Here is a 19,857-nt window from a genome sequence, read left to right as displayed (position 1 = left end):
TGCCCCGGACCTGATCCGGGGTCGACGCGCGAAGCGCGTCGGGTGAGGGCAGAGGTTTTCTCTGCGAACTTTCCCCCTCACCCCAACCCCTCTCCCGGAGGGGGAGGGGCTTCAGAACGGAGCTCGAGTCACGCGATATCCGGCAATCCGCCGATCACTTTCTCGAGCGTGATCGGATACTCGCGCACACGCACGCCAGTCGCGTTGTGGATCGCGTTGGCGATCGCCGCCGGCACACCACAGAGGCCCAGTTCGCCCACACCCTTCGCCTTCATCGGCGAACTGTCCGCGTCGGCTTCGTCGAGGAACACGACTTCCTGCACCGGAATGTCCGCATGTACCGGCACTTCGTAACCGGCGAGGTCGTGGTTGACGAAGAAACCCATGGTCGTATCGACGGCCAGTTCCTCGCTCAACGCGGCACCGACGCCCATCGTCATCGCGCCGATCATCTGGCTGCGCGCCTGCTTCGGGTTGAGGATGCGGCCAGCTGCAGCCACCGACAGCATGCGGCGCACGCGCGTCTCGCCGGTGTGCATGTCGACACCGACTTCGGCGAAGTGCGCAGCGAAGGTGCTGAGTACCTTTTGCTTGTCGAGATCGCCGAATTCGATCGCGTCTTCAACGACGATCTGTCCGTCGCCTGCGGCATCAGCGAGTGCAACCGACTTGCCGCCGGCGCTGACCTTACCGTCGGCGAATTCCGCCGTCGCGGGATCGAGTTCGAGCTTGGTCGCCACGACCTCGCGCAGTTTCATGCAGGCCGCATAGACGCCGGCCGTCGCACTGTTCGCGCCCCACTGGCCACCGGAACCGGCGGAGACGGGGAAGTCGGAGTCGCCCAGCTTCACGTCGATCGATTCAATCGGCAGGCCCAGCGTTTCGGCCGCGGTCTGCGCGATGATCGTGTAGCTGCCGGTGCCGATGTCGGTCATGTCGGTTTCGACGGTGACGCGGCCATCGCCATCGAGGCGCACGCGGGCGCCGGACTTCATCACCGGCGCGTTGCGGAAGCCCGCGGCCACGCCCATGCCAATCAGCCAGCGGCCGTCGCGCACAGTGCCGTGCGCCTTGCGTGCATCCCAGCCGAACTTCTCCGCGCCTTGGCGCAGGCACTCGACCAGCTGACGCTGCGAGAATGGACGCTCGGGCTTTTCCGGATCGACCTGGGTGTCGTTGCGGATACGGAACTCGACCGGATCCATGCCGAGCTTGTCGGCGATTTCGTCGATCGCGATTTCCAGCGCCATCATGCCAGGCGTCTCGCCCGGCGCACGCATCGCGTTGCCCTCCGGCAGATCGAGCGTTGCGAGGCGCATCTTGCTCATGCGGTGTTCGCCGGCGTAGAGCAGACGCGTCTGCTGCACGGCGACCTCCGGGCCGCCGCCTTCCAGATCGCCGGACCAGCTTTCGTGACCCATCGCGGTGATGCGGCCATCCTTGTTCGCGCCGATGCGGATGCGCTGCAGCGTGGCGGGGCGGTGCGTGGTGTTGTTGGCGATCAGCGGGCGATGCAGCGCGACCTTGACTGCACGCTTGGCGGCCTTCGCGCCGAGCGCGGCGAGCACGGCATCGGCGCGCACGAAGAGCTTGCCGCCGAAGCCGCCACCGATGTACGGCGATACCAGACGCACCTTGTCCGCTGCGATACCGAGTGTGCGGGCGACGTCGCCTTTGCCCCAGGCGATCATCTGGTTCGAGGTCCAGATCGTGACCTTGTCGCCATCCCATTCGGCGAGCGACGCCATCGGCTCCATCATCGCGTGCGACTGGTCAGGCGTGGTGTAGGTCTCGTCGAGCGTGACTTCGGCCGCTGCGAACGCCGCATCGAAATCGCCGACCGCGGTATCGGCCGGCGTGTCGCCGCCCTGCGGCTTCACCGCGTTGTCTTTCTCGGCTTCCAGCGAGAAACGGCCGCGGCCGCGCGTATAGACCACGCGCACCAGCGATGCGGCGGCGCGCGCCTGTTCGAAGGTATCGGCGACGACGAGTGCAATCGCCTGGTGGTAATGCTGAATCTCCGGCCCGCCGAGCAGCTTCGCGGTGTTCATGCGGCCCTGGCCCAGCTTGCCGGCGTTCTGCGCGGTGACGACAGCGAGCACGCCGGGCGCGCGTTCGGCGGCGCTGGTGTCGATCGAGGCGATGCGCCCCTTCGCGATGCCGGCGCCGATGACGTGGCCATAGGCCGCGCGCTCGGTGACGTCGTGCCACTCGTAGGCGTAATGCGCGGTGCCGGTGACCTTGTGCGGGCCGTCGATGCGGTCGAGCGGCTGGCCGACGACGCGCATCGCATCGATCGGGTTCTGGCCTGCGGGTGTGTCGAACTTCATGACGTGGCCTCCTGGGCTTCGGCCAGGGCCGCAGCGATGGTGCGCTCGGCGAGAATCAGCTTGAACCGGTTGTCTTCGGTCGGCGCGGCGCCCTCGAACAGACGCGCCGCGACGGCCTTGGCGCCACGCGGCAGTTCCGCATCGGCCGCATCGCTTCGCCACGGTTTGTGCGCGACACCGCCGACGACCACGCGTCCGCTGCCGTCGCGCTGCACGATCGCGGCGACCGAGACCAGCGCGAACGCATACGAGGCGCGATCGCGGACCTTGCGATAGATCTGACGACCCCCGACCGGCGGCGGCAGCACGACGGCCGTGATCAGTTCGCCGGCTTCGAGCACCGTTTCGCGCTGTGGCGTATTGCCCGGCGCGAGATAGAACTCGTCCAGCGGGATGCGACGTGTCTGGCCGTCGGCCTTGACGGTTTCGATGGTCGCGTCGAGCGCGCGCATCGCCACCGCCATGTCGCTGGGATGCGTGGCGATGCAGTCCTTGCTGCCACCGATCACGGCAAGTTGGCGGCTGTAGCCTTCGAGCGCGCCGCAGCCGCTGCCCGGCAGGCGTTTGTTGCAGGCCTGATCGGTGTCGTAGAAATAGGGGCAGCGCGTGCGCTGCAGCAGGTTGCCGGCCGTCGTTGCGCGATTGCGAAGCTGGCCGGATGCGCCGGCGAGCAGGGCGCGCGACAGCAACGGGTAATCCTTGCGCACGCGATGGTCCGCCGCGAGATCGGTATTGCGCACGCCGGCGCCGATACGCAGGCCGCCATCGTCACTCTTCTCGATCGTATCGAGCGAGAGCCCGTTGACGTCGACCAGGTGCGCCGGCGTTTCGATCTCCAGCTTCATCAGATCGAGCAGGTTGGTACCACCGCCGATGAACTTCGTACCGGGCGTGCGCGCGGCCGCTGTGGCCGCGGCGACGGGCGATTCCGCGCGTTCGAATCCGAAGGCCTTCATGCGCGTGCTCCCGACGTTCCAGCGACATCTTCGATCGCATCGAGAATGTTGGCGTAGGCGCCGCAGCGACAGAGATTGCCGCTCATGCGCTCGCGGATCTCGGTGCCATTGATCGCAGGTCTGGCGGTGAGGTCGGCGGTCACATGGCTGGGAATGCCATCGCGGATTTCGCCGAGCACCGCGACCGCGGAGCAGATCTGACCGGGCGTGCAGTAGCCGCACTGGAAGCCGTCGTGCTTCACGAATGCGGCCTGCATCGGATGCAGTTTGTCCGGCGTGCCGAGGCCTTCGATGGTCGTGACCTTCGCGCCTGCGTTCATCACCGCCAGACTCAGGCAGGTGTTGATGCGGCGGCCGTCGACGATCGCCGTGCAGGCGCCGCACTGGCCGTGATCGCAACCTTTCTTGGTGCCGGTGAGGTGGAGTTCCTCACGCAGGAAATCGAGCAGCGTCGTGCGCGTGTCGACTTCGCGCTCGACGGTTTCGCCGTTGACCTCCAGCGAGACGCGCTGGCGGACAGGCGGGCGCAAGGGCGTAGGCGTGGCGGCGGCATTGGCGGCCTGCGCGACGGCGGGCATGGCGACTGCGCCGGCCGACGCGGCGCCGGCCTTCAACAGTTCCCGGCGGGTGAGGGGAGACATGGACATTCCTCTGGCTGGCTCGAAAGGCTGGCTGGATGGGGGCACGCGGACAGGTGCAGCACGAGCATGCGGGTCCGCATGTTGTGGTGTGGTCAATGAATGCGGGTGGCGTCGGTAGAAGCGTGCGCGCTCAGCGATTCCGGGCGCCGCGCCATTGCTGCAGCTGTGTGGCGATGCTCAGGGCGATCGCCTCCGGTCCGCGCCCGCATTGCGGAATGCCGACCGGCGAATGTAGGCGATTGGCTAGTGCCTCACGCTCGGCAGGGCGCAGCAGCTTGAACAGATCGTCGCGGCGGCGCTGCGGCCCCAGCAGGCCGATGAAGGGAATGCGTGATCCGGCCAATGCGGCCAGCGCATCGCGATCGGATTCGAAACCGTGGTGCATCACCAGCGCGACGTCCGCATGCGGGTGCGCGGCGACGGCATCGTCGGGGTGCAGGTCCAACAGATCCGTGTGCGGGCCTGCGGCATCGCGCCAGCGCGCGCGGCGCTCCGCAACGCGCACGCGCCAGCCTAACGATCGCAGCAGCGGAATCAGCGTCGGCGTTTCCGGGCCGGCGCCGAGGATCAGCGCCTCGGGGGCGCGTTGCAGGGTCAGTGTCCAGTCCTTCGATGCGGATTGCGGCGCCTCGCCGACCGGCAATTCCCACGACCACGCGCGGCCATCGAGACGGCAGGCAATGCGGCCCTGGCGTTCGAGCGTGATCTCCAGGGCGTGGCCGCCGGCGAGCCAGGCCGAGATCGCATCCGCGACCTGCGGCATTGCGGCCAGCGGCAACAGCGCCAGCAATTGCCGGCCCCGGCAGCCGACCGCACTGCCCGAGAACAGCGAATCGTCGTCAGTGGTATCGATCTCCAGCCATTCGAGGCTGCCGGCATTGCCGGCGTTCAACGCGAGGCGCTCGATCTCCGGCTCGAGGCATCCGCCGCTGATCCAGCCGACATGCGGCCCATCACCGAAGAGCGCGAGCGCGCCGGTCGAGGCGTAGGTGGAGCCTTCGGTTTCGACGACGAGCGCGAGCACCGGCGCGCGCCCGGCTGAAAGTGCATTGAACGCGGCCTGCAGCACGGCGCCGGGATTGCCTTCAGCGAAGCTTGGCGCAGGAGCGCGCAGCTCCGCGGCATTCGCAGCGACGGCGGATGTGGCAACCGCCATCAGGCGGCGCCGTGCGCAGCGGCTTGGCGGGCGAAAGGCGAGTGCGTGGCTGGCGTGGGGCTGGCCATTGGAGATTCCGGACGGTTCGGTGAAAGAGTGTGTGGTGGGTCGTGAGTGTTGTGTGGACTGGATGCGCGCGCGGTGTGGGTGATCCGCGAACCGATGCCCTCACCCCAACCCCTCTCCCAAGGGGAGAACGGCTCGGAACCACGTGCTCGTCATGCGCCGCAAACGCCCCGACCGCATTGACCGAGCCCCTCTCCCCTTGGGAGAGGGGTTGGGGTGAGGGCGCTCTCCGCCATGCAGTCAGCGCATCCGACGCACTCGGCACAGCTCCACGCATGCACGCCAAAGCCATTCCCGGCATTCTTGCAGGATCGCCCGCGTCTTTCGCCCGGGTCCGACACGACCACCACCGCTTTCCAGGAGTCGCTGATGTCCTTCGCCCCGCGTCGCCACATGACGCTGTCCCGCCTCGTGCTGTCCCTGTCGCTCGCTCTCGGCATCGCTTCGCCCGGCCTTGCACAGGACACGCCCGCACCGGTGCTCGCGCCGCCGGCGAATGCCGCCGAGACCGCGCTGCGCGATCTCTACACGCGCGAGTGGGACTGGCGGCAGGCCGAATTCGTGCGCGAGAAGGTCGATGGACGCTGGCAGAGCAGCGACAGGATGCCCTCGGTCACGCCGGAGGCCTGGGCGCGCCGCGCGGACTACTGGAAGGCGGCGCTCGATGCGCTCGACGCGATTCCGCTCGATCAGCTGGGCCGCGAGGAGCGCATCAATGCCGCGGTCTTCCGCACCTCGCTCGAAGCCGACGAAGCCAGTGCACGTTGGCGTACCTATGAGGCACCGTTCAACAGCGACAGTTTCTTCTGGGGCGGCATCAATCCGCGCCAGCCGTTCCAGACCGAGGCCGACTGGCGTCGCTTCATCGGCCGACTGTCCGATGTGCCGCGTTATTTCGACGAACAGATCGCGAACATGGAAACCGGCCTGGCACGTGGTTGGAGCGTGCCTCGGGCGACGCTCGAAGGCCGCGACAACACGCTCGATTCCTATGTGCTGACCGGCGACGCGAATCCGCTGCTGGTCACGTTCGATCGCATTCCCAAGACGATTCCCGAGTCCGTGCGTACGCAGCTGCGCGACGAGGGCCGACGCGTCGTGCTGGAGCAGACGATTCCGGCCTACGCGAAGCTGTTGACCTTCATCCGCAGCGAGTACCTGCCGCGCACGCGCACGACGATCGCTGCCAGTGACCTGCCCGACGGCCGTGCGTTCTACCAGAGCCAGATCCGCGAGTACGTCACCCGCGACATGACGGCGCGCGAGATCCACGACTTCGGCCTTGCCGAGGTCGAACGCATCACCGGTGAGATGCGCGAAGTCATGGGTCGCGCCGGTTTCGAGGGTGACCTGCCGGCGTTCATCGAGTACCTGCGCACCGATCCGAAGTTCTACGCGAAGACGCCGCGCGAACTGCTGGGCGAGGCCTCGTTGATCGCCAAGAAGATCGATGGCCAGCTGCAGTACGTGGTCGGCACGCTGCCGCGCTACCGCTTCACGATCCTGCCGGTCGCCGACGACATCGCGCCGATCTACACCTCGGGTCGCGGCGGCCTGGACGCCTGCTTCTTCAATACCTACGACCTGCCGTCGCGCCCGCTGTACAACCTGCCGGCGCTGGTGCTGCACGAATGCGCGCCCGGCCACAGCTTCCAGGCCGCGCTCGCGCTCGAAGCGCCGGCACGTCCGGATTTTCGTCAGCAGACGTACTTCTCCGGCTACGGCGAAGGCTGGGGCTTGTACACCGAATGGCTGGGCACGCGCATGGGTATCTACGAGACGCCCTACGAGGAATTCGGCCGCCTGACCTTCGAAATGTGGCGCGCCGCGCGTCTGGTCATCGACACCGGCCTGCACGAGTACGGCTGGACGCGGGATCAGGCGATCGAGTACCTCGCCAGCCACACCGCGCTCGCACGCCACGATGTGGTCACCGAGATCGACCGCTACATTTCCTGGCCGGGCCAGGCGCTGTCGTACTACATCGGCTACAAGACCATCCTTGACCTGCGCGCCGAAGCCGAGCGCGAACTCGGCCCGGCCTTCGACCAGCGGCCCTTCCACGACACCATCCTCAATCTGGGCTCGGTGCCGTTGCCGGTGCTGGAAGAGGAAGTGCGACGCTTCATCGCCGAGCAGAAGGCGGCGGGCGGGGCGGCGAACTGACGGTCTGCAAGTCCCGGCGTTGGTGTCGGAACCGGAGCGCATCGATTCCCGCGACACGCGAAGTGCGTTGCGTCTGCAACGCACCGTGCCGTCGGGGAGCCTCGGCGCTGCGGGACGTTGCGCTGAGCGCGTAGAACTCAGGCCTCGCGCAGTTTCTTTTCCATGCGCGCGTGGTCGCGGCGATAGCGCTGCGCCGCGCGGGTCTTCTGCGTATCGGTCAGCAGCTTGCCCGAGACCTGGAAGAACTTGCGTTCCTCTTCGCGCAGGTGATGGTGCACCTTCTCCGATAGCTGCTTCGCCTTCGCCATCCAGGCCGCGCCCGCGTGGTCGTTGGTCTGCAGATCCTCGACCAGTTCGTCCATCTGGTGATGTTCATGCAGCGCATGGCGCGAGGCGTCGAGGCCGGCGTCGTGCATCAGGATCGGCGCGTACAGAAAGCGCTCCTCGGCTGCGGCATGGGCCGCCAGCTCGATACGCAGATCGGTGAACAGTTCGATGCGGCGTTCGCTGTGCGGCGGCGCGCGCAGCAACTTGCGGCACAGCGAGCGCTGGCGTTCGTGGCTCTCGCGCAGGGCGTCGTAGATGGTTTCGGGCATGGCGGGCTCCACGTTGGGCTGGCTGGCAGCGCTCACGGTAAGACGGGCAGGGTGGAGCCGGCGTTGACGCGCCGTTCCACCGGTGCGCTTGAGCGCGCCCGCGGCAACACCGAGAATCAGGACATCGGCCGCGCACACGTGGCCAGCAGGATCGCCTCATGCAGAATCTCCGCGTATCCACCGTCCAGGGCGCCACCGTCTGGCACGATCCGACGGCCAACCGGGACTATTACGGTGACCTGATCGCGCCTTTGTGCGGGCTGACCGATCTGGTGGTGCTGCCCGAGACCTTCACCAGTGGCTTCAGCAATGACGCGATCGACCGCGCCGAAAACATGGACGGCCCGACCGTCGCCTGGATCCGCGCGCAGGCGGTCGCGCTCGATGCGGCGGTCACGGGCAGCGTGCAGTTGCGTGATGGCGAGGGCGTCTACAACCGCATGTTGTGGGCGACCCCCGACGGCGCCCTGCAGCACTACGACAAGCGCCATCTGTTCCGCTACGCGAACGAGCACAAGCGCTACGCCGCCGGCCGTGAGCGCCTGACCGTCGAGTGGAAGGGCTGGCGGATCAATCCGCAGGTCTGCTACGACCTGCGCTTCCCGGTGTTCTGCCGCAACCGCTTCGACGTGGAGCGTGCGGACGGGATGGACTTCGACCTGCAGCTGTTCGTCGCCAACTGGCCCGCCGCACGTGCGTACGCATGGAAGACCCTGCTGCGCGCGCGGGCGATCGAGAACCTCTGCTACGTGGTCGGCGTCAATCGCGTAGGCACGGATGGCAACGGGCTGCCGTATTCCGGCGACAGCGTTGTGCTGGACATGCTGGGCCAGCCGTTGAGCGAATCGATGGATGAGGAAGTGGTGTCGACGACGACGTTGTCGGCCGAACAGTTGCAGGCGCATCGAGAACACTTCCCCGCGATGCTGGACGCGGACCGATTCGAGATCGTTTGAGGTCGCGCGCCTCGCGCCGCTGGTGCTGATCGCTCACGGAATCCTTGAAACCCGTCGCCCCGGCGCAGGCCGGGGTCCAGAGACTTCAATCGAGATGTCTCGCCCGCGCTGACCCGTCATCCCAGCGCACGCTGGAAGCGCTTTTCAACAGCCGGATGGCTGGTCATCCATCTAGATTTTCGGCGTGTGGCTTGCCCATCGGATGACTTGGTCGCGGTCGATATCAAAAGTCACTGGGCCCCGGCCTGCGCCGGGGCGACGGTCGAATTGGCCGAGCGCCCGCGGATGGTACGAAGATCCAAAATAGGCGGCTAGCCAACCGTCTGTCGAAAAAAAACGCTTCCAGCGTGCGCTGGGACGACGGTGCCGCCTCTGGCAGCTGATCCCGCGCTTCAGAGTCTCCGGACACAAAGACGGATCAACGAGCGAACTTCACCGCGCGCCTTTCACCTTCCCCATCGCATGCGCACCCCGCAACAGCATGCGGATCATGTGCGAGAGCTCGTCGACCAACGCGTCGTCGCGCTCCGGCGGGGAATCCAGCGCCGTGCCACCCATCGCGAACACCAGACGGGTGATCGCGCGCGCCACCAGCCCCGGTTCGTGAAACACGATTCCCTGCGCAGCGGCGATACGGACCAGATCCGCACGCAGTTCGACTTCGAAAAACTGCAGCTGGCGATCGACCGCACGCTTGAAGGCATCCGAGCCCACGGTGCCTTCGCGCAGCAGCACATGCAGCAGCTTGTCGTCGGCGCGCAGGCGTTCCATGAAGGCTTCGAGCGAGCCGCGGACGATGCTGCGGCCGGCCACCGCACGTTTGCGTGCGTCGCCGACGATGTTGCGCAGCGATTCGCCGGCCAGCTCGATCAGGGCGACGGCGAGCTCATCCATGTCGTGGAACTGGCGGTAGAAGCTGTTCGGCGCGATGCCGGCTTCGCGGGCCACTTCGCGCAGGCTCAGGGTCGAGACACTGCGGTGGGCGCCGGTCAGACGCAGGGCGGCCGCGATCAGATCCTCTCGGACGATCGTCGGTTTGCGTCCGGCCTGGCTGTCTGCAGGGCTCTGGCCGGGGTCGCCGCTGTCGGATGCGAGGGTGCGGGCGGTCACGGTGGGCCGTCGGAAGACTGGGTGTCCAGCATAGCAGTGTCCATTAATGTACAAGTGTATACACGGCTGTGCGGATGGGTGTACATTGCCTCCCATGTCGACTGTCCAGCCCATCAAGATGTCTCGCCGCAGCCACTTGCGCAGGCTCGCCCATCCGTTTGTGGTGCCGCCGGTGTTCGATTTCTGGGCCCAGCGCCTGCACCCGACCTGGAGCTGGGAGCGTCCGCTGGCCCGCGTGGTCGCGCATGCGCCGGCCGCGTCGAATGCGGTCACTTTGACGCTGAAGCCGAATCGTCACTGGGCGGGCGCGCAGGCCGGTCAGCACGTGAATCTGACGGCCGATATCGACGGCGTGCGGATCACCCGCAGCTACAGCCTCGATGCGCCGGTCGCCGCCGATGGCCGCATCACGGTCACGGTAAAGGGTGTCGACGAAGGCCGCATGAGCCGGCATCTGCTGGCCGCCGCGCGCCGCGGTGACGTGTTCGATATCGGGCCTGCGTTCGGTGATCTGGTGCTGCCGGCCAAGGTCGATGGCAGCTGGCTGTTCCTGGCCGCCGGCAGCGGTGTGACGCCGCTGATGGCGCTGGTCCGTCAGCTGGCCGGGCAGGGTATGCCGGTGCCGCTGACGCTGATCTACTGGGCGCGCACGCGCGCCGAACTGTGTTTCGTCGACGAGCTGCGCGCACTCGCTGCGCGCCACGCCGGTTTCGATGTGCGTTTCGTGCTGACCCGCGAAGCCGCTACCGCGGACGACGAAGCCGTCGGCCGTATCGATGCCGGACTGCTCGACACACTGGTGCCCGATCTCGCCGCGCGCCAGGTGTTCGCCTGCGGCCCGGGCGGCTTCGTCACTACGGCAACCGAGCTCGTCGAAGACCGCGTGCCGTTGCTGCGCACCGAAGCTTTTACCCCGCCGCCGCGTCCGCAGACCGACGACAGCGGCATGGTCGAAGTGCGTCTGGCGCGCAGCGGTCGTGCGCTGCAGCTGCCGCGCGGTGTGCCGCTGCTGCAGGCGCTGGAAGCCGAAGGCCTGAAGCCGAAGGCCGGTTGTCGCATGGGCATCTGCAATACCTGCGCCTGCGGCAAGGCGTCCGGTGCCACGCGCGATCTGCGCACCGGCGCTGCGAACACCGAGGCGACTGCCGCGCTGAAGCTGTGCATCAGCAGCGCCGTGTCCGATCTCGTGCTCGATCTCTGAAACACGCCGCGTCGAAACGTTCCGCTCTGCTTTGAAAGATCCTGCTTTGAATTCCGGAGTCGTCATGTCCAAGCTCACTGCCACGCGCCGCCTCTCCACGCAGGAACTCGATGCCTTCGGCGCCGAGCTCGACGCGTTGCACACGCGCACGATGGCCCAGGTCGGCAAGGTCGACGCCGCCTACATCCGCCGCGTCGTGCGCTGGGTGCGCTATTGCGCGGTGCTCGGTCGCGGTCTGCTGTTCGTCGGTGCGATCGGCGGCGCGTTCGTGCCGTGGCTGCTGTGGCCGGCGTGTATCGCTGGTGTCGTGTTCCTGGCGCTGGCCAAGATCCTCGAGAACATGGAAGTCGGCCACAACGTCATGCACGGCCAGTACGACTGGATGCACGATCCCGAACTCGACAGCAAAAAGTACGAGTGGGACATCATGGCGACCGGCGACAACTGGCGGCATTCGCACAACTTCCGCCACCACACCTACACCAACGTCCGCGGCATGGACGACGACATCGGCTACGGCCTGCTGCGCATCTTTCCCGAACAGCGTTGGCGCCCGTTTTACCTGATGCAGCCGGTGATCGCGGTCGTGTTCGCGCTGTACTTCCAGTGGGGCGTCGCGATCCAGGAACTCAAGCTCGGCCGCTTCTTCGCCGGCAAGATGCCCAAGGGCAAGCTGGCGCGCGATTTCGCGCCGGTCGGTCGCAAGATGGGGCGTCAGCTGGTGAAGGACTATGTGATCTTCCCGCTGCTGGCCGGTCCGTTCTTCCTGCCGGTGCTGCTGGGCAATCTCGTCGCCAACGGCATCCGCAATGTGTGGACCTACGTGGTGATCTTCTGCGGGCACTTCACTGCCGATGTCGAGACCTTCCCGAAGGAGAGCATCCGCAACGAGTCGCGTGGGCACTGGTACATGCGCCAGCTGCGCGGTTCTTCGAACATCGGCGGCGGCAAGGTCATGAACCTGCTGACCGGCAATCTGAGCCACCAGATCGAGCACCACTTCTTCCCCGACGTGCCGGCGCATCGCTATGCCACGCTCGCCGTCGAAGTGCGCGAGATCTGCCAGCGTTACGGCCAGCCGTACAACACCGGCTCGCTGCCGCGCCAGTTCGGGGAAGTGTCCTGGCGCATCCTGAGGCATGCGTTCCCGAGCCGTCCGCGTCGCGCGGCGGGCTCGCGCAAGCTGCAGACCGCCTGAGCGAGCGGCGCTTAGGCGCCGCGAGTGAAGCACCCGAAACGCGTCCGCTCCGGCGGGCGCGTTTTCGTATGTGCGGTTCGGGATTCATGCGGATCCGCGGCGCCGGCCGCGGCGATGGAAATAGACCTGTTCGGCGGCGCGACGCAGCAGCGGTGAATGCAGCAGCAGATTCACCGGCCAGTCCAGCTGCAGATGATCGAAAGCCCAGCGCAGGCAGCGCTTCGCGCGGAAGCGTGGCGCGGCGGTGTCAGCGATCCGCTCTGGTGAGATATCGGCGCCGATCCGGTGCAGGGCGATCGCGCGGCCGATCGCCTCGCCGTGCGCCCAGGCCGAATGGATGCCGCCGGCAGTCAATGGCGACACGATGCCGGCCGCATCGCCGGTCAGGATCACGCCCGGTGCGGCGAGCTGCTTGACCGGGCCACCGCAGGGAATCAGGCCTGCGCGCGTGGCATCAGGCGACAGCGTCGGCGGCAGGCCCAGACGCATCCCGACGCTTGCACGGAAGCCGTCGATATCCGGCACGCCATGACGATCCGCGCGATGCCGGAACGCGAGTCCGAGCTGCACGCCGGTCGGCGATTGCGCGGCCCAACCGATATAACCCGGCGCGAGCGTGCGGCTGATGAAGCAGTGCAGGGCATCGGGCTCGGCCAGCGTCGCGCCGTGGAATTCATGTTCGACGCCGTAGAGAAATGCGTCGACCAGACCGAGACCGGCGCGCTGGGCGACGCGTGATTTCGCGCCGTCGGCGCCGATCAGCCAGCGTGTGCTGCCGAGCCCAGCGATCTGCCAGCCGTCGCCGTCACGCTGCGCATCGGTGAACGACTGCATCAGCCGCAGATCGACGCCCGCCTCGCGCATCTCTTCGGCCAGCCAGCGCAGCACGTTCGGCGTGTCGGTGGTCAGGAACGCGTAGTCGTCGGCCTGCAACTGCAGGCTGTCCAGACTCGGGGCGTACAGCTGTACGCGCGGCACCTGGCGACAGAGCGCTGGCGGCATGCGGCCGAGCCGGGTCTGCGAAAACGCTTCGGCGACGATGATGCCGGTCGTGTGCAGGCGGATGCCGGGATCGTGCTTGCGTTCGAGCACACAGACCCGCAAGCCCGCTTCGCGCGCGGCCAGCGCACACGCGGCGCCGGCGAAGCTCGCGCCCACCACGACGACATCGAAATCGAATTGCGCATATCCATCCAAACCGGCGATCTCCACTCACGAGCGAGGCGCCAGTTTCGATCGCAGCGGTGGAGCGCCGATGGCGGCGCGGTGAAGCGGGTATGAAGTCTCAGGCGCCGCGTGGCGGCAGGATCTGTTGCGTGGCCTGGCACAGCACATAGATCTTGCCGTCCTCGCTGCGCGCTTCGGCAGCGAGATGCAGCACGTTGCGCGTACGGGCGACCAGTCTCGCCTCGCAGAGGATGTGCGTGGTGTCCGGGGTGACCGGCCGCAGGTACTGCGTGTTGAGCGTCGCGGTGACGCTCGGCGGCGCGATCAGATACGAAAACGGGCCGAGCGTGTTGTCGAGCGCGGCGACGATGAAACCGCCCTGCATGTTGCCCATCGGATTGCGGTAGCGCGGCAGCACCGGGAAACGCAGCGACATGCGCACGCCGTCTTCGTATTCGAGGAACTCGCCCTGCATGTCGAGCAGGCACGGCGGCGGGAGCAGGGCGTGCATCGCCGCCGGCGCGTTCGCGCGGATCAGATCGTTGATGGCGTCGCCGGTGATGGCCATGCAGCAGTTCCGTTTCGAGTCGCGAAAGTGTAACGACGCTTCGCAGGAGCGCGCTCGCGCGAGATGCAGCTTTCCCGGCAATGCCCTGAGCGCGCAAGCGCGCTCCGACATGACTCCGCGTACCGCAAAACGAACACGGGGCCCGAAGGCCCCGTGCGTCAACACATCACAAAGTGCGTGCGATCAGCGACCGCCGCCACCGCCACTGCGCGGGCCGCGATTGCCGCCGCCCGGCGGACGTCCGCCCGGACCACGATTGCCGCCACCGGGACCACCGGGGCCGCGTGCACCGGGACCGCCCGGACCCTTCGGGCCACGGTTGCCGCCACCCGGACGCGGACCGCGCGGGCCGGCGTTCGGATTGAAGCTGCCGGGGTTGGCGTGGTCTGACGGGAAGCTCGGCGCGCTGTCGGGATGGCCGTAGGGCGCACGCGGGCGACCCGGGCCACCGCCACCGCCGGCCGGACGCGAGGCCCACGGACCCTGTCCGCCACCACCGCCACCGCCTGGACCGCGCGGGCCACCGCCGCCTGCACCGCGCGGACCCTGTCCACCGCCGCCAGGACCACCCGGGCCGCGCTTCTTCGCGCCGCCCGGACCGCCTGCGCCGCCGTAGGGCTTCTTCGGTCCGCGGCCGTCGGCATTGCGATGACCGGTCGGGCCGGTCTCCACGCCGTCCGGCACGTACCAGGTGCGGAACGCGGCGGGATTGCCCTCGGGCAGGGCGCGCGCGCCCTTGTCGGCACGCTGCTTGAACGGCTTCTGCGACTGCTTGGCCGCGGCGTCGCCGCTGACCGTCAGGCCGCCGTGCGGCTTGCGCGGGCCGCCACGGCCACGGCCGCGGTCTTCGCGCACATTGTCGAAGCGACGCAGCTCACGCCCTTCATCCGCGCCACTGTTCTGGCCGTTGACGTAGGCCTTGCCGGCGCTGCCCTTGCTCATATGTACGGTCGACTTGGCGGCCTTGCGCTGGCCGATGACCGGCTGCAGCGTCAACGCCGGCGGCGGACCTTCCTCGAGCTTGAGTTCCTTGCGCAGCGATTCGACCTGCACATCCGCCAGTTCCTGCGACTGGCCGCGCAACAACGGCTGCGGCAGCGTGACCTGGCCGTAGCGCACGCGCTTGAGACGGCTGACCTGACAGCCCTGCGATTCCCACAGGCGGCGCACTTCGCGGTTGCGGCCCTCCTTGAGCAGCACCTGGAACCAGTCGTGCGAATCGGTGCCGCCGATGCGCTCGATCTCGTCGAACTTGGCCGGGCCGTCTTCCAACGCGACGCCGCGCTTGAGGCGATCGACGAGCTTGTCGGACACGGTCTCTTCGCCTTCCGGCGCGCGCACGCGGCACACGTACTCGCGTTCGACTTCGTACGACGGATGCATCATCGCGTTCGCGAGTTCGCCGTCGGTGGTCAGCAGCAGCAGGCCGGTGGTGTTGATGTCGAGGCGACCGATCGCGATCCAGCGCGCACCCTTGAGCGCGGGCAGGGCCTCGAAGATCGTCGGACGACCTTCGGGATCTTCGCGCGTGGTGACTTCGCCTTCGGGCTTGTTGTAGATCAGCACGCGCGCCGGTTCGGTCAGCGCGCTGGCGACGAACACCTTGCCGTCGAGCTCGATGCGGTCGCTGCCCTTGATCGACATGCCGGTCTGGGCGACTTCGCCGTTGACCTTGACCAGGCCGTCGGCGATGCGCTGCTCGAGCGCGCGGCGCGAGCCGAGGCCGGCCTGGGCCAGCACCTTGTGCAGGCGCTCTTCAAGCTTGGGCGCGGCATCCGCGGCCGGGGCTTCGCCGCGCTTGAGCGACAGCGGTGAACGGGCGGGTTTGTCGGTGTTGCGATGTTGCGTCATGAATGGCTCCGGTCGCTGTCGCCGTCTGCGGCGAGGGCGTCTTGTGCGTTGGGTGTTGCGGTGTCGTCGTCGGACGGGATGTCGGACGGGGTCTGGGTGTCTTCATCGGAGACGTCGCCGGCGCTGTCGCCGTCGTCGTCTCCGGGTGCTGCTCCGGCGTCCTGCACGTCGTGCGGAACGTCGTCGTCGGCGGAGGCGGCATCGCTGCCGTCGTCCGCGTCATGTGTGGTGTCGTCTGCCGCGTCTGTATCGATGTCGGCGTCGTCAGCCGCGGTGTCGTCGTTGGCGGACGCGATGCCGCCGACCGAGCGGTCGGCGATCTCGGTGCCGGCGAAGCGCATCTGCGGATCGAGCTCGGCGAAATCCTTGAGTTCCGACAGCGGCGGCAGGTCGTCGAGACGGCGCAGGCCGAAGTAATCGAGAAACCCCTTGGTCGTGCCGAGCAGTTCCGGACGGCCCGGCATGTCGCGGTGGCCGACGACGCGGATCCACTCGCGCTCCTCGAGCGCCTTGATGATGTTGCTGTTGGTCGCCACACCGCGCACCTGCTCGATCTCGCCGCGGGTGATCGGCTGGCGATAGGCGATCAGCGCCAGGGTTTCCAGCGTGGCGCGCGTGTACTTGGTCTGGCGCTCGGTCCACAGTCGGGACACCCAGCCGTGGACGTCGCCGCGCACCTGATAGCGCCAGCCCGAAGCCAGCTCCACGAGTTCCACGCCGCGATCGTCACAGGCGGCCTGCAGATCGACGAGCGCCTGCTTGAGGCTGCCCTCGGGCGCGGGTTCGTCGAGCGTGAACAGCGTTTCCAGCTGCGCCGCGGTCAGCGGCTGCGACGAGGCGAGCAGGGCCGCTTCGACGATGCGATTGATGAAGGTCTGTTCCATCGGGACTGTTCGGAGATCCGGTCGGTGGTCAGGACTGGGCGGGTTCGGGGACGTCATCGTCGAACTCGCTGGAGAACGTGGTCGGTGGCGCGGCGCCGTCGGCATCGGCGAGCGACTTGATGTATATCGGCGCCAGCGGCGCCTCCTGCACGATGTCGAGCAGGCGTTCCTTGGTGAGCTCGAGGATCGACAGAAACGTCACCACGACGCCCAGCCGGCCTTCCTCGGGTTCGAACAGCGACTCGAAGCGGTGGAAATGACCGCCGGTGAGCCGGGTCAGCACTTCGCCCATGCGCTGGCGCACGCTCAGGGCATCGCGACGGATCGCATGACCGGTGAACAGCTCGGCGCGCTTGAGCACGTCGTGCAGCGCCAGCAACATCTCGCGCAGATCGACCGGCGGCGGATCGCGGTTGATCGTGCGCTCCGGCAATGTGGCCTGCGCCGGCGCGGTGTCGCGATCCTGGCGCGGCAGCCGGTCGATGTCTTCGGCCGCCTGCTTGAAACGTTCGTACTCCTGCAACCGGCGCACCAGCTCGGCGCGCGGATCGCCTTCGTCAAGTTCATCGGCCGGCGGCCGCGGCAGCAGCATCCGCGATTTGATCTCGGCCAGGATCGCGGCCATCACCAGGTATTCGGCGGCGAGCTCGAACCGCAGCTCCTGCATCACGCCGATGTAGGCGACGTACTGCTTGGTGATGTCGGCAACCGGGATATCGAGGATGTCGAGGTTCTGGCGGCGGATCAGGTAGAGCAACAGGTCGAGCGGGCCCTCGAACGCGTCGAGGATGACTTCCAGCGCATCCGGCGGGATGTACAGATCCTGCGGGATCTGCAGCACCGGCTGGCCGTGCACCAGCGCCAGCGGGAATTCCTGCTGTTGCGGCTGGACGGCATGGGCGGACGCCTTGGCGTCGGATGCAGGCTGTGTCATTCGATAGGCAACAGCGGCGGGGCGCTCGGGCGCGGAGAATGGATCACGGGCAGTGGATCGCTGACAGGGCGGGGCGACGGCTCGGCGGGCCGCGGGAAAGCGGATCCGGTCGGTTGCGCGGCTCGGGCCGGCGCGGGGACAACAGTGCTGCGGAACATCTTCGTCTGGGTCGGTCGTCGCCAAGCGCGAAGCGCGTCTGCATGCGGGGCAGGCGCGGAGATCGGAAGGGCGTTGGACCGGGCCGGTGGGGCGACCGCGTGCGGCAGCGTCTGAAGACGTGACGGGCGGCGAACTGGCCGGATGCTGGTGCACAGAGTACGCGGTGCCTGCCGGACCTGTCCAGCGTGTGCGCTCGCTACACTGCGCGCCTCACGAACGGACGGGAATTGCCATGTGGTACGCGATCGAAGGCTATGACGGCGAGGACGTGCTCGCCCGCCGCGGCGAGGCACGTCCGGCGCACCTTGCGCGTCTGGTCGCGCTGCGCGATGCAGGACGGTTGCTGCTGGCTGGCCCGTGCCCGGCGATCGATGCCGAAGATCCGGGTCCGGCGGGTTTCAGCGGCAGCATCGTCATCGCCGAATTCGAGTCGCTGGCGGATGCGCGTGCGTGGGCGGACGCCGATCCGTACGTGGACGCTGGCGTCTATGCGCGTGTCGACGTGCGGCCGTTCCGTCAGGTCCTGCCTTGAGCGCGATAGCACGATCGGCGAAATAGGCCGCAGATCGCTGCATTTATAGTGCAGTGCAGCATCGATTCTTCGTTACATCCGGTTTACATGACGTTGTGGAAACGCTTACAGTCCGGCCCATCGCGGGAGCGGGAGGGTGCGGTTTGAGCGTGACGATCAAGGATGTGGCCAAGGCGGCCAGCGTGTCGGTGGCCACGGTCTCGCGCGCGCTCAACGGTCATCAGAACGTGGCCGAGGCTGTGCGCGAGCGGGTGCTCGCCGTTGCCGCCGAACTGCGTTACAGCCCGCACCATGCCGCGCGCAGCCTGAGCAGCCGGCGCACCCAGACCGTGGGCGTCGTACTGCCCGACATTCACGGCGAGTTCTTCTCCGAACTGATGCGCGGCATCGACCAGGTCGCTCGCACCCGCGGCCAGCATCTGCTGGTCTCGAGCTATCACGGCAACCCGGAAGAGCAGGGCGCTGCGCTGCGTGCGATGCGCGGCCGCGTCGACGGTCTGCTACTGATGTCGCCGTACGTGCACGACGTCGATTTCCTCGAGCGCAATGTCGACGCCAGCCTGCCGATCGTGTTGATCAATGCCGCCCAGGGTCGCCCGCAACTGTCGGTCGGCATCGACAACTACGGCGGCGCGCGCGCGATGGTCGCGCATCTGGTCGACGCAGGTTACAAGCGCATCGCCTTCATCGACGGACCTGAAGACAACGACGACGCACGTGAGCGCAAGCGCGGGTATCGCGATGCGCTGGCCGCCGCGGGCGATGGGTACACCCCATGGGAGTTGCCCGGCCAGTTCGACGAAGACTCTGGCCACCGCGCAGGGCAGGCGCTGCTTGCGCTCGACGCGCGTCCCGACGCGGTCTTTGCGGCCAACGACATGATGGCAATCGGGTGTTTGTATGCACTTGGTCGAGGCGGTGTGCGCACGCCTGCGGAGATCGCAGTTGTTGGCTTCGACGATATCCCGCTTGCACGCTATGTTCACCCATCGCTAACGACGATGCGCGTCGACATCGCTGAACTGGGCGCGCGCGCATTGAAAGCGTTGCTGGAGATCGAGGCTGCTGGGGAAACGGAGAGCGCGGTGCATACCGCACTGCTCGAACCTGCACTCGTGATCCGTGATTCGAGCGGCACTGCCGCAACGTCATCGTCCAGTGGAGAGCCGTCGACCCGGTCATGACCGGCCGACGTCAGCGCCTTGGGAGGGGTTGCATGACATCAAGTCCGATACCGATGCATCACCGTGCGTGCAGGGGCGCACGGGTGACGTCGCATGTTGGCGAATGTGTCGTGGGTCTTTTCGACGGACGTTCGAGGTGACACGGCCGCTGTGCGGCATACGGGGCGGCGGGAATGCCGTTCGAACCAATATCCCCTGATAG

General features: G+C 67.4%; 16 protein-coding genes and 1 pseudogene. 6 read left to right on the top strand and 11 right to left on the bottom strand.

What is annotated here, in order from left to right; genetic code table 11:
• Window positions 1-128 precede the first annotated feature (128 nt).
• From paoC to ACZ9YD_RS02385, 4 genes are all read right to left on the bottom strand, one after another.
• A complete protein-coding gene (paoC, locus tag ACZ9YD_RS02400; protein ID WP_465073542.1) occupies window positions 129-2,330 on the bottom strand; it encodes an aldehyde oxidoreductase molybdenum-binding subunit PaoC in 2,202 nt (733 codons plus the stop codon).
• Window positions 2,327-3,286 (bottom strand): FAD binding domain-containing protein, encoded by a 960-nt coding sequence (locus tag ACZ9YD_RS02395; RefSeq protein WP_465073541.1) that lies wholly within the window; start codon window positions 3,284-3,286, stop codon window positions 2,327-2,329. The genes paoC and ACZ9YD_RS02395 overlap by 4 nt, the downstream gene beginning before the upstream one ends.
• Entirely contained in the window at window positions 3,283-3,927 is a 645-nt protein-coding gene (gene paoA, locus ACZ9YD_RS02390) for an aldehyde dehydrogenase iron-sulfur subunit PaoA (RefSeq protein WP_465073540.1), read from the bottom strand. The genes ACZ9YD_RS02395 and paoA overlap by 4 nt, the downstream gene beginning before the upstream one ends.
• A gap of 130 nt (window positions 3,928-4,057) precedes the next feature.
• Window positions 4,058-5,083: an XdhC family protein gene (locus tag ACZ9YD_RS02385; protein ID WP_465073539.1), complete on the bottom strand. Its 1,026-nt coding sequence runs from the start codon at window positions 5,081-5,083 to the stop codon at window positions 4,058-4,060.
• 435 nt (window positions 5,084-5,518) lie between these two features.
• On the opposite strand from ACZ9YD_RS02385, the gene ACZ9YD_RS02380 reads away from it, so the two are divergent.
• On the top strand, window positions 5,519-7,315 hold the full coding sequence (locus ACZ9YD_RS02380; protein ID WP_465073538.1) for a DUF885 domain-containing protein: 1,797 nt from the start codon (window positions 5,519-5,521) through the stop codon (window positions 7,313-7,315).
• A 137-nt stretch (window positions 7,316-7,452) separates the two neighbouring features.
• Here ACZ9YD_RS02380 and ACZ9YD_RS02375 read toward each other — a convergent pair whose 3' ends face one another.
• Entirely contained in the window at window positions 7,453-7,911 is a 459-nt protein-coding gene (locus tag ACZ9YD_RS02375; protein WP_465073537.1) for a hemerythrin domain-containing protein, read from the bottom strand.
• 158 nt (window positions 7,912-8,069) lie between these two features.
• On the opposite strand from ACZ9YD_RS02375, the gene ACZ9YD_RS02370 reads away from it, so the two are divergent.
• Window positions 8,070-8,867: an amidohydrolase gene (locus ACZ9YD_RS02370; RefSeq protein WP_465073536.1), complete on the top strand. Its 798-nt coding sequence runs from the start codon at window positions 8,070-8,072 to the stop codon at window positions 8,865-8,867.
• A gap of 432 nt (window positions 8,868-9,299) precedes the next feature.
• Here ACZ9YD_RS02370 and fabR read toward each other — a convergent pair whose 3' ends face one another.
• On the bottom strand, window positions 9,300-9,977 hold the full coding sequence (fabR, locus tag ACZ9YD_RS02365; protein WP_465073535.1) for an HTH-type transcriptional repressor FabR: 678 nt from the start codon (window positions 9,975-9,977) through the stop codon (window positions 9,300-9,302).
• A 94-nt stretch (window positions 9,978-10,071) separates the two neighbouring features.
• On the opposite strand from fabR, the gene ACZ9YD_RS02360 reads away from it, so the two are divergent.
• Both ACZ9YD_RS02360 and ACZ9YD_RS02355 read left to right on the top strand, forming a co-directional pair.
• A complete protein-coding gene (locus tag ACZ9YD_RS02360) occupies window positions 10,072-11,178 on the top strand; it encodes a ferredoxin reductase (RefSeq protein ID WP_465073534.1) in 1,107 nt (368 codons plus the stop codon).
• Between the two features lie 64 nt (window positions 11,179-11,242).
• Entirely contained in the window at window positions 11,243-12,376 is a 1,134-nt protein-coding gene (locus tag ACZ9YD_RS02355; RefSeq protein ID WP_232138098.1) for a fatty acid desaturase family protein, read from the top strand.
• 84 nt (window positions 12,377-12,460) lie between these two features.
• Here the strand turns inward: ACZ9YD_RS02355 and ACZ9YD_RS02350 are convergent, their stop codons facing one another.
• The 5 genes and pseudogenes from ACZ9YD_RS02350 to ACZ9YD_RS02330 form a co-directional block, all read right to left on the bottom strand.
• Window positions 12,461-13,573, bottom strand: coding sequence for an NAD(P)/FAD-dependent oxidoreductase (locus tag ACZ9YD_RS02350; protein ID WP_465073533.1), 1,113 nt, complete (start codon window positions 13,571-13,573; stop codon window positions 12,461-12,463).
• An 88-nt stretch (window positions 13,574-13,661) separates the two neighbouring features.
• A complete protein-coding gene (locus ACZ9YD_RS02345; RefSeq protein WP_465073532.1) occupies window positions 13,662-14,111 on the bottom strand; it encodes a PaaI family thioesterase in 450 nt (149 codons plus the stop codon).
• Between the two features lie 183 nt (window positions 14,112-14,294).
• The gene (locus tag ACZ9YD_RS02340; RefSeq protein ID WP_465073531.1) at window positions 14,295-15,962 is read right to left on the bottom strand and encodes a pseudouridine synthase; all 1,668 of its coding nucleotides are present in this window, start codon (window positions 15,960-15,962) and stop codon (window positions 14,295-14,297) included.
• Between the two features lie 11 nt (window positions 15,963-15,973).
• Window positions 15,974-16,846 (bottom strand): annotated as a pseudogene (gene scpB / locus ACZ9YD_RS02335) (SMC-Scp complex subunit ScpB); the annotation flags it as partial.
• Between the two features lie 28 nt (window positions 16,847-16,874).
• Window positions 16,875-17,780, bottom strand: a complete 906-nt coding sequence (locus ACZ9YD_RS02330) for a segregation and condensation protein A (RefSeq protein ID WP_232138094.1) — start codon at window positions 17,778-17,780, stop codon at window positions 16,875-16,877.
• Window positions 17,781-18,171: 391 nt separating this feature from the next.
• On the opposite strand from ACZ9YD_RS02330, the gene ACZ9YD_RS02325 reads away from it, so the two are divergent.
• Together ACZ9YD_RS02325 and ACZ9YD_RS02320 are read left to right on the top strand one after the other, a co-directional pair.
• A complete protein-coding gene (locus ACZ9YD_RS02325) occupies window positions 18,172-18,471 on the top strand; it encodes a YciI family protein (protein WP_465073530.1) in 300 nt (99 codons plus the stop codon).
• Between the two features lie 143 nt (window positions 18,472-18,614).
• Window positions 18,615-19,655 carry a LacI family DNA-binding transcriptional regulator gene (locus tag ACZ9YD_RS02320; RefSeq protein ID WP_465073529.1) on the top strand — a complete coding sequence of 347 codons (1,041 nt, stop codon included), beginning with the start codon at window positions 18,615-18,617 and terminating at the stop codon, window positions 19,653-19,655.
• Window positions 19,656-19,857 lie beyond the last annotated feature (202 nt).

Source organism: Luteimonas sp. AC640a (assembly GCF_979256585.1).
Note: the sequence above shows the minus strand (reverse complement) of the source record. Positions and strands in the feature narration are given on the sequence as shown.